This is a genomic window from Methylobacterium symbioticum (assembly GCF_902141845.1).
GTDB lineage: Bacteria > Pseudomonadota > Alphaproteobacteria > Rhizobiales > Beijerinckiaceae > Methylobacterium > Methylobacterium symbioticum.
In genome coordinates this window covers 1-9,418 of sequence record NZ_CABFPH010000154.1, presented here as the reverse complement: position 1 = coordinate 9,418, position 9,418 = coordinate 1, and the positions used below count along the sequence as shown (strand labels likewise).

Genomic DNA, 9,418 nt, shown 5'->3' with positions numbered 1-9,418 from the left:
GCCTCCACCAAGCCCGCGGGGGCGGGCTGAGCCGGGCGTGCCCGCTGGGCCGCCGGGGGCGCGGGCGGCGGGGGCGGGCGGGGGGGACCCCCCCTCCCCCGCCCCCATGCCCGGCCCCGCGATGGTGGCGGAGGCCGACCGGGGGGGCCTGCGCGCCGGAGACCGGGGCGCGGGGGGGGGCGCCCGGGGCGGGCCCGCCGATCACCCCGGCGGCGACGGCCCCGCCGCGCCCGCGGGCCTCGGCGGCTGTGGAGGTGAGGGCGCCGCCGGCGACGAGCGCGGCGGCCGCGAGGGTGGCGAGCGTCTTCATGGCCTGTCCCCGAGACTTCCGGGCCGGAACCGTCCGGCCGATGGGACAGGTCTAGCGGGCCGCCGCTGCACCGGGGCTGAAGCGGGATTGCAGCAACGGTTCAGCTTCGGAGGCTATTCGAGGTCGTCCTCGGGCAGGCCGTAGGCCGGCTCCGGCGCGTAACGGCGCACCGGCGCAGTGCCGTAACCGTAGCCATAGCCATAGCCATACCCGGAGCCATAGCCGTATCCCCCTCGGCCCATCTGCATCCCGGCCGACATCACGCCGTCGCCCTCGTAGCCGCGCCGGCTGCGGAACCCGCCGGCGACGGCCTGCGGCACCGCCCCCTCCACCACGATGCGGGTGTTGCCCATCCCTTCCGCCTTCACCAGCCGGAACAGGGTGGCGGCCCGCCCCGGCGCCAGGCGGACGCAGCCATGCGAGGCCGGGCGGCCGAGCGCCGAGACATGGCCGCTGCCGTGGATGGCGTGGCCCGCCCCGGTGAAGAAGATGGCGTGCGGCATCGGCGCGTCGTCCCACTCGCGCGAGAAGTGGGTGCGCGCCATCCGCAGCGGCCGGTACGTGCCGTTCGGCGTGTCGTAGCGCGCGGTGCCGGTGGAGACCGCCCAGTCGTAGCGCGGGCGCCCGTCGACGCTCACGCGCAGGCGCTGCGTGTCCTTGTCGACCCGGATCAGCACGTCGGCTCTCGCCGGGGTGAGGGCGGTGAGGAGGGGGAGGGCGAGCAGGAGCGCGGCGAGCGGGCGCATGGCGGGGCCTCGGAGGGCTAAGCGGGGCGGTTGTCGTCCGAGGGAGTTACGCGGATCGGGGCAGGGGGTTCCTCAGCAGGGAGAGCGGAGGGCGGTTGTCCAGAACTCCCTGGCGTGGTCCTAGAGAGCGTCCGCAGAGAGGACCCATCCAGTCACTTCATGCAGGCGTCCTCAGCCTTCGCGAAGGCTGCAGGCTTCGGCTCGTGCTCGGACGGACGATTGCGGCCGAGCGCGCCCTCGGCGCGGGCGCGCAGATACGTGTAGATGTCGGGCAGGTAGCAGGTGACGTTCTTGTTGTCCCCGAAGGCCGGCATCACCAGGTCCTGAGACGCGCTGACATCCTTCTTTCCGCCGAGCACGATGCCGGCGAAATGCGCGTAGTCCATGGATTTCAGCGAATCGACCAGGGACGGGGCGTAGGTCGATCCCATCCCATCCGGCCCGTGGCAGACGATACAGTTGGAGTTGTACCGGACATAGCCGGACATCGTGTACCAATCGACCTTCTTGCCATTGTCGGTGATATGATAGGTCGGATCGCCATTCTTGTCGGTGTATTGACCGTCTTGAAGTTTGGCGGGCTGCGTCGCTCCCTCGCTCTTCAGATCGGCTGACGCGGCGGCCGTTGCGCGGCTCGGGTTGGGGGCCGCATCGTCCGGCCCTGCCGCGCGTGCGCCGCCACAGCCGAGAAGCCCGATCGCCAGCACGGCGCCAATAGCTTTCACGGATCGCATGCGTGTCCCTCCTCCATGGGCATCTCTGGCGGCCGGGGCACCTTAGCGATGCGCCGGCCGAGCCGAGGTCCGGTCGATGGGGCGCGGCTACTTGCCGGCCTTGGTGCCCGTGGCCGAACCGGTGGCCTGGGGCATGGCCTGAGACGAGGTCGTGCTGGCTGTCGCCGCCTTGGCCGTCTGCGGGATCGCGACGGCGTCGATCACATCGAAGCGCATCCCGTCCTGGGCCGTCTTCAGGATCGCGTTGGCCTCGTAATACTTGCCCTGTCCGATCAGCGTAGCGGCCTGATCGACATCGGCGATGGTCTTGTCGAGCGGCAGGACGGCCATCGTGAAGTTGACGTCGACATGGGCGAGCTTGAGCTTCTCCAGAGCCCCCTTCTGGTCCCCATGGGCGAGGTTCTTGTTCGCCTCGGTCACCGCGGAAGCCTTCTCGGGCGTGGCCACGAAGTCGTCACCCAGCGTCAGCTGGGCATCGACGGGCACCCAGGCGACCTGCTCCTTGGCGGCCGGCTTGGTGTCGGCCGGATTGGCCTGGGCCGTCGCCTTGTCGCTGGCGGGGGTCCCGGGCGTCCTGAGATCGGCCTCGGCCTTGTTGAATAGCGCGTCGTCGGTCTTCGCCTTCGCGAAGGCCGCCTGCGCCTTGGCGATCATGTCCTTGGCCTGGGCGGGGTTCGCCTCGAAGATCGCGAGGCGCGTGAGTTGGAGATCCCTGAAGCCCTGCGCGCCGTCCTTCGAGAGCTTGCCCACGTCTTGGTCGATCGCACGCGTCTGCGCGGGGTTGTGCTGGGCCGCCTGTTCGGCGGCGAAGGCGGTTCCGCCGAGGAGCGTGGTGAGCAGGAGGGCCGCAGCCGTGGATTTCCGATAAGCCATATCCCATCTCCATCTGAGCGCCGGAACTGGGGTCTAGACTTTATTGGCTTCCCTCATTCCGTGTTCAGATAATAGAATTCAGCGCTGTTGGTCGCATGTCCATCAGATTAAAAATCGGCAATAGAGGTGGCAATGCCGTCAGGCGGCCGGGATGAGCAGGGAGCGCGGAGGCGGGTTCGCCTGCCGGCCCCGATCATGGCACGCTCCATGCCCGTCCCCGTCACCCGCACCCGGTGAAGGCCCCGATGAGCAATCTGACCCGCTTCTCCGTCGCCCCCCTGGCCCAGATGACGCGGCGTCTCGCCGATGTCGCCGCCGGGCGCGCGGAGCCCGATTCCGTGATCACGGGCGCGCGGCTGCTCTCCACCTATTCGGAGCGGATCCTGCCCGACCGGGAGATCTGGATCGCGGGCGGGCGCATCGCCGCGGTGAAGCCGGCCGGCACCTACAGGGGCGCCAGGACATACGACGCCCGCGGCGGGCTGCTGGCGCCGGGGCTGGTCGATCCGCACCTGCATATCGAGAGCAGCATGGTCACGGCCTGCGCCTATGCCGAGGCCGCGCTTCTCAACGGCACCACCACCATCGTCTGCGACAGCCACGAGATCGGCAACGTGCTCGACGCCGACGGCGTCGCCTGGATGCTGGAGGATGCCCGCGCCGCCCCGCTCAACATCTACCTCACGGTGCCGAGCACGGTGCCGGCCACCACCCCCGCCATCGAGACCGCGGGCGGCGACCTGACGCCGGAGAAGATCGCGGCCCTGTTCGAGGCCTGGCCGGAGGCGATCGGGCTCGGCGAGAAGATGGATTTCGTGGCGGTGGCCGAGGGCGATCCGCGGGCCCACGCCATCCTCGCGGCGGCGCTCGAGCGCGGGCGGCCGGTCTCGGGCCATATCTACGGGCGGGACTTCGTGAGCGCCTATGCCGCGAGCGGCGTCACCGACACCCACGAGGCGGTCGATGCCGAGATCGCCGACGACCTCCTGGAGGCTGGCCTCTGGATCTTCCTGCGCGGCGGGCCGCCCACCACCCCCTGGCACTCGCTGCCGAAGGCGATCGGCACGGTGACCGAGTACGGCGCCGCCTGGAAGCGGGTCTGCGCCTGCACCGACGACCGCGACGCCGACGACCTGCTCGCCTACGGGCTCGACTGGGTGGTGCGCGAGGCGGTCCGCCACGGCATCCCCGAGGCCGCCGCCTGGGCGATGGGCTCGCTGCACCCGGCGACGCGCTTCGCCCTCGACGGGGAGATCGGCGGGCTCGGCGGCGGGCGCCGGGCCGATCTCGTGCTCCTCGACGACGCCCTCGTGCCGCAGGCGACCTGGTATGGCGGCGACTTGGTGGTCGCGGATCGCCGGCCGACGCCCCTCCTCGAGCGGGCGCTCGAGCGGCCCTACCGCTATCCGCCGGCCGCCTATCGCACGGTGAAACTGCCCGAGACCCTGCCCGCTTTGGTGCCGCCGCTGCCGGCCGCGCCCTGCACCGTCAACGCCATCCGCACGGTGCTGCCCGGCATCGAGCTCGCCCATGAGCGCGTGGCGCTGACGCCCGGGGCGGACTGGGCGGAGACGCTCCACGCGCACGGCCTCTGCCACGTGGCGGTGATCGAGCGGCACGGGCGGGGCGGGGGCGTCGCCCACGGGTTGCTCAGCGCCTTCGGGCTCACGCGCGGCGCGGTCGCCTCCAGCGTCGGGCACGACGCGCACAACCTCGTGGTGGCGGGCCTGAACGAGGCCGACATGCGCGTCGCCGTCGCGGCCATCGCGGCGGTGCAGGGCGGGGTCTGCGTGGTCGCCGACGGCCGGGTCGTCGCGATGGTGGAATTGCCGGTGGCCGGCCTGATCTCGGACCAGCGCGTGGGCGCGGTGGCGGACGGGATGCGGGCGCTGAAGGCGGCCTGGGCCGAGGCCGGCTGCGCCATCCCCTATATGGGCTTCAACCTGATCCCGCTCTCGGTGATCCCGCAGATCCGCCTCACCGACAAGGGGCTGGTGCGCGTGCCCGAGATGGCGCTGGTGCCGCTGTTCGAGGGGGTGTGAGAGGCGCTTCACCCTCCCCCCTCTGCGGGGGAGGGTGCCGAACGCAGTGAGGCGGGAGAGGGGAACCCCGCTTCCGGACGAGGCACGGCCTTCATGCCGCGCAGCGACCGCACCTGCACCGTCGCACCCCTCTCCCGACCCCCTTCGGGGGCCACCCTCCCCCGCAGCGGGGGGAGGGAGAGGCGGCTCACCGCGAGTCCGCGATCAGCCGGCGCAGGAAGCCGGCGCAGGCCTCGAGTTCCGCCGGCTCCACGTATTCGTCGGCCTTGTGGGCGCGCTCGATCGAGCCCGGCCCGATCACCACCGCCGGCACGTCGCCGAGCGCCTGGAACAGACCGGCCTCGGTGCCGAACGAGACCTTGGCGTGGTGGTTCCGGCCGGCGAGGCGCTTCGTCAGCGTGACGAGCCCGGAATCCGGGTCGAGGTCGAGGCCCGGATAGTCGATCAGCGGCTCCACCGTGACGCCGCAGGCGGGGTCGCGCGCGCGCATCTCGGCCCCGAGCGTGTCGGTGGCGTAGGCGATCGCCGCGCCGGCCAGCGCCCCTGCATCGTCGCCCGCGATGGCGCGGTATTCGAACTCCACGCTGCAGGCATCGGGCACGATGTTGAGCGCCGTGCCCCCGTGCACCACGCTGCACAGGCCGGTGGTGTGGGGCACGTCGTAGAGCCCGTCGCGGGCGCCGTCCCGGGCGAGCGCCTCGGCGCTCAGCCGCACATGGTCGATGAAGCGGGCGGCGTATTCCACGGCGTTGACGCCGCGCGGCGCCAGCGCCGAGTGGCAGGCACGCCCGTGGAAGGTGAGGCGGGCCGCGCTCTTGCCCTTGTGGCCGATCACCACCGCCATCCCCGTCGGCTCGCCGACGAAGCAGCCGAGCGGCCGGAGGCCGCGATCCCGCATCCGCGCGATCAGGGGACGCACGCCGAGGCAGCCGACCTCCTCGTCGTAGGAGAGGGCGATGTGGAGCGGCCGGGTGAGGTTGGCCGCCGCCATCTCCGGCATCAGCGCGAGGCAGACGGCGACGAAGCCCTTCATGTCCGAGGTGCCGCGCCCGTAGAGGCGACCGTCGCGGAGCGTGAGCGTGAACGGGTCGCTGGTCCAGGCCTGGCCGTCCGCCGGCACCACGTCGCTGTGGCCCGAGAGCACGTAGCCCGGCACGTCGCGCGGGCCGATCGTGATCCACAGGCCCGCCTTGGTGCCGGTCCCGTCGAGGACGCGGTCGGTCTCGGCCCCGGCCGCGCGGGCGAGGCCCTCCACGTAATCGACCAGGGCGAGGTTGCTCTTCGCGCTCACCGTGTCGAAGGCGACGAGCTGTTCGAGGATCTCGACGGGCGTCATGCGGGTCCTGGGGCCGGGCGGAAGCGAGGCGCGATGGCCGGATCTTCTAGGGCCGTACCCGAGGGCGGTGCAATCCGAGATGGCCCTAAGCCCTTGTCCCGATGCGCAAACGAAACAGGGCCGCCCCGGCGAGCGAGGCGGCCCCATGCGGCGCGGCGGGTTGCGCGGCGCTTACTTGATCAGCGCGAGCAGCGCCTTGCCGGCCTTGGTGTTCAGCTCCTTGGCGTCCAGGGTGCCGTCGTTGTCCGGGTCGGCCAGCTTGAAGCGCTCGGCCACCGCCGCGAGGTACTCCTTCTTGTCGAGGGTGCCGTCGTTGTCCGGGTCGGCCTGCTTCACGCCGGCCTTGCTCAGGCGGCCCTTCAGCTCCTTGGCGTCGAGGGTGCCGTCCGCGTCCTTCTCCAGGCGGTCGAAGGTCGCCGAGGCCACGGCCTCGATCTCCTTCATGTCGACGGTGCCGTCGTTGTCGGTGTCGATCATCTTGACGGCGGCGGCGCCACCGGCGGGCTTCGCCAGGGCGACGGGGGCGGAGAGGGCCGTCGCGGCGAGGGCGACCGCGGCGAAGGTGCTGAGAACACGAAGGGCCATTGCCAGATTCTCCCGAAAAATTCTGCCTCATTCCCCTAGCGCCGGCTTTTGCAGCGCACAAGGGGCGGAGGCGGGCCAGGTGACGATTTTCCGTCCGCGGCGCCTGGTCATGGCCCGGACGCGCGAGAGGGCCGGCGGACCGGCCCTCTCGACAGTCGCGGGAACGTGAAAGCCGGCGCCCGGGCGCCGGCCCGGTCTCGGCTCAGTAGTCGTAATCGCGGCGGCCGCGGCGCGGGCCGTCGTCGAAGCGCTCGCGGCGGTAAGAGTCTCCCCGGTCGTAGTCGCGGGTGCGGCGGTACGCGTCGCGGTGATAGTCGCGCTCGCGCTGGGCGCGGGAGCGCAGGTCGAGGCTCGGGCCGCCGGGGCCGATATCGATGCGCTGCGCGGCGGCCGGAAGCGCGGTGGCGAAGGGGGCGGCGAGGGAGGCGGCGAGCACGGCGCCGGCCAGGACGGTCTTCATGAGGAAGCTCCTCTCTGATCGTCGGGTGGGTGTTCCGATGTCCGGGGCCAACACCCCGCCGCCGGCATCGTTCCCCATTCGAATCGCGGCCCTGAGGCTGCCGGATCCGGATTCGCGGCGTCCCTCGCCGTGGCGCGCCTCGGGATTGGGCGCGATACCGGATGGCGGCGGGCCGCCGCGCCGCCATCCATCCGGGCGGTCGCGGGGCGGCGGTCCTCCGCAGGAGGCGGGGCGGACGCGCCCTACATGCCGGGCGCGCCGGCGGCCGGGCCGGTCCGGCGGGTCCGGGGCGCGGCGTCCGGGGACAGGCGCGCGAAGACCGGGTTCGGGTCGTGATCCATGGCGGCGCCGGTATAGGCGTCCACGCCCATCCCGACCACGCCGCCGGCCAGCAGGTTGCCGGCGAACCCGGCCGCGCCCTTCGTGACGACCTTCGTGCGCACCGGGATGGTGGTGGGCCGGTAACCGGGCTTGCTGAAGGTCGCGTCGAACTCGTCGGAGCGCTCGACCTCGAGAGTGCAGGGCGTCGCCGGGCAGGCATATTTCAGGTTCGTCGCCATCGCCGCGCCCGAGGGCTCCGAGATGAACGAAACCTGTTCCGTCGTGCCGCGCACGATGCTGCCGCAGGCCGCTGCATTGAATGCAATCAGTGCCGTGATGACCAGCTTCTTCATGTCGATGGACCCCGTCGCTGCGATCGTTGACAGCACGGCCGGTCTGGTCACATCAATCGACTGTGTTCAAGCCGGGAAGAGACTTATCCCGCATCGAGAGCAGCGCGGATCGATTGATTGAAACGGCTGTGGTGCCGAATCCGACTTGTCGAACCGATAAAACAACTGCTGCAAGAAAAGATCTGAAATCTATTAAATCTCAGGTTGCGCGAGGGGGCGTCACGGGTTCACGCGCAGGCCGAGCAGGAAGGTGTGATCGCGAAAGCTCGCGCTCGGCACGGTGCTGTCGATCTGCTGGTAGATGTAGGTGCCGCGCAGGGTCAGCCAGCGGGTGAAGCGGTAATCCGCCCGGGCGGTGGCCGAGAAGCCGGTCTCGTTGATGCGCACGCCCTGGTAGGTGTTCTGGAGATAGGCCCCGCCGAGGGTGATCGAGAGGTTGCGCAGGAGGTCGTGCTGCACCTCCAGGGAGGCGGTCTCGGTGACGGCGCCGCTGGACCCGGCCACGGTGGTCTCGGTGACGCTCGTCACCGCGCCGAGGCGCACGCTGGTGAGCGGGCTCACCGACCAGACCAGGGCCGCGTTGAGGAGCGGCGCGTTGATGTCGCGCAAGCTCGGGTCGACATAGGTCCGGTGCTGCAGGCCGGCCGAGATCTCGCCGGTGACGGTGCGCGCCAGCGCGAAGGTCGCGCCCGCGGCGATGCCGACGCCGTCCGAGTCGCGGCGCAGGCCGTTGGTGTCGCGGACGAGGTCGTAGATGCGGGTGTCGGCGAGCAGGTCCACGAAGGGGCTGATCGTCGGCGACAGCTCGTAGGCCGCGCGCAGGCGCAGGCCGTACTGGTTCTGGTTGCGGTCGCTCTGGACGAGGCGGGTGCCGTCGGCGAGCTGCGCGTCGTCGAAGGTGAAGCGGTCGACCGAGCCGCGCAGCGAGACCGAGAGCCGGTTGAAGGCCTGCGTCGCGCCGAGGCTCGCCCCGTAGCTCGCGATGAGCGGGCGGCTGGTGGCATTGCTGGCCTGGAGGTCGGCGCTGGAGGTGCGCTGGCTGTCCACGAGGAAGCGGCCCTCGGCGTCGAGGCGCAGGTCCCGGTTCACGTCCACGCGCAGCCGCACCGCGCCGACCGCGTTGGGGCGGCTCGCCGCCTCGTTCTGCGGATATTCGAGGTAGCTGCCGCGCAATTCGCCCGCGAGCTCGCTCGCCGACCAGTCGCTGCGGAAGGCGAGCTCGGCCTCGCTGCGCGAGGCCACCGAGCCCCGGGCGCCGCGTCCGGCGAGCTGGTCCGGGTTGGTGTCGTAGCCGAGGCTCTGGGTGAAGGCCGGCAGGAGGGTGAAGCTGCCGAGCTTGATCCCGAGGGGCGCGTAGGCGTCGTCGGTGGCGATCGGCCGGCGCAGGCCGTTCGCCAGCAGCGAGCCCGGGGTGATCAGGCCGAGGATCGGGCTCGGCAGCGGCTGCGCCAGGGGCACGCCGGAGACCGGGTTCTGCACCACCGGGGTCAGGCGCGCGGCGGGGCTCGGCACCTGCACGATCTCACGCACCGCCCGGCGTGTGGGCAGGGTCGCGCGGCGCGGCGGCGCGGCCCGGCGCTTGAGCAGGGCGGAGAGGGACTGGGCGCTCGCCCCGACGCCGCCGGGCCGCAGCACCGGCGCGCGGGGGCGCAAGGAGG

The 9,418-nt window shown here is 71.7% G+C and carries 9 protein-coding genes and 1 pseudogene; 1 reads left to right on the top strand and 9 read right to left on the bottom strand.

Features of this window, described 5'->3' with window-relative positions; genetic code table 11:
• The 4 genes and pseudogenes from MET9862_RS29860 to MET9862_RS27025 form a co-directional block, all read right to left on the bottom strand.
• Positions 1-310 (bottom strand): annotated as a pseudogene (locus MET9862_RS29860) (hypothetical protein); the annotation flags it as partial.
• Between the two features lie 113 nt (positions 311-423).
• Positions 424-1,056 carry a L,D-transpeptidase gene (locus MET9862_RS27035; RefSeq protein ID WP_142586018.1) on the bottom strand — a complete coding sequence of 211 codons (633 nt, stop codon included), beginning with the start codon at positions 1,054-1,056 and terminating at the stop codon, positions 424-426.
• 152 nt (positions 1,057-1,208) lie between these two features.
• Positions 1,209-1,790, bottom strand: coding sequence for a c-type cytochrome, methanol metabolism-related (locus MET9862_RS27030; protein ID WP_142586017.1), 582 nt, complete (start codon positions 1,788-1,790; stop codon positions 1,209-1,211).
• A gap of 87 nt (positions 1,791-1,877) precedes the next feature.
• Positions 1,878-2,663, bottom strand: coding sequence for a YfdX family protein (locus MET9862_RS27025; RefSeq protein WP_142586016.1), 786 nt, complete (start codon positions 2,661-2,663; stop codon positions 1,878-1,880).
• Positions 2,664-2,908: 245 nt separating this feature from the next.
• Here MET9862_RS27025 and MET9862_RS27020 point away from each other — a divergent pair, with 245 nt between their 5' ends.
• Positions 2,909-4,705 (top strand): adenine deaminase C-terminal domain-containing protein, encoded by a 1,797-nt coding sequence (locus MET9862_RS27020; protein WP_142586015.1) that lies wholly within the window; start codon positions 2,909-2,911, stop codon positions 4,703-4,705.
• Between the two features lie 187 nt (positions 4,706-4,892).
• Here the strand turns inward: MET9862_RS27020 and argE are convergent, their stop codons facing one another.
• From argE to MET9862_RS26995, 5 genes are all read right to left on the bottom strand, one after another.
• Positions 4,893-6,041 carry an acetylornithine deacetylase gene (gene argE / locus MET9862_RS27015; protein WP_142586014.1) on the bottom strand — a complete coding sequence of 383 codons (1,149 nt, stop codon included), beginning with the start codon at positions 6,039-6,041 and terminating at the stop codon, positions 4,893-4,895.
• A gap of 171 nt (positions 6,042-6,212) precedes the next feature.
• A complete protein-coding gene (gene lanM, locus MET9862_RS27010) occupies positions 6,213-6,626 on the bottom strand; it encodes a lanmodulin LanM (protein ID WP_142586013.1) in 414 nt (137 codons plus the stop codon).
• Between the two features lie 202 nt (positions 6,627-6,828).
• Complete coding sequence (locus tag MET9862_RS27005; protein WP_142586012.1) at positions 6,829-7,086, bottom strand: hypothetical protein; 258 nt, start codon at positions 7,084-7,086, stop codon at positions 6,829-6,831.
• 242 nt (positions 7,087-7,328) lie between these two features.
• The gene (locus tag MET9862_RS27000; RefSeq protein ID WP_142586011.1) at positions 7,329-7,760 is read right to left on the bottom strand and encodes a translation initiation factor 2; all 432 of its coding nucleotides are present in this window, start codon (positions 7,758-7,760) and stop codon (positions 7,329-7,331) included.
• Positions 7,761-7,979: 219 nt separating this feature from the next.
• Positions 7,980-9,418, bottom strand: a 1,439-nt coding sequence (locus tag MET9862_RS26995) for an outer membrane beta-barrel protein (RefSeq protein ID WP_142586010.1), incomplete at its 5' end; no start/stop codon positions are given.